The 353-nt window shown below is 61.8% G+C and carries 1 protein-coding gene; it reads left to right on the forward strand.

Going from position 1 to position 353, the window contains the following annotated elements:
- Positions 1-353: 4-hydroxyphenylacetate 3-hydroxylase C-terminal domain-containing protein (locus GPK94_RS16400; RefSeq protein ID WP_276571498.1), on the forward strand; the 353-nt coding region annotated here is incomplete at both ends.

The raw sequence follows: 353 nt of genomic DNA on the forward strand, positions 1-353 counted from the left end.
CAGGAGGCCCTGGTGGTTCTGGACCATGTGTTCATCCCCAACGAGTATATCTTCCTGAACGGCGAGTACGAGTTTGCCGGTATGATGGTGGAGCGGTTCGCCGGGTATCACCGTCAGAGCTACGGCGGCTGTAAGGTGGGCGTGGGCGACGTGGTGATCGGCGCCACGGCGCTGGCGGCCGAGTACAACGGCGTGGAGAAGGCCTCCGCTGTGAAGGACAAGCTGATCGAGATGACCCACCTGAACGAGACCCTGTACTGCTGCGGCATCGCCTGCTCCAGCCAGGGCTTCCAGACCAAGGCGGGCAACTACCAGATCGACCTGCTGCTGGCCAACGTATGCAAGCAGAACGT

The organism is Pseudoflavonifractor sp. MCC625 (assembly GCF_018784545.1).
Lineage (GTDB): Bacteria > Bacillota > Clostridia > Oscillospirales > Oscillospiraceae > Pseudoflavonifractor_A > Pseudoflavonifractor_A gallinarum.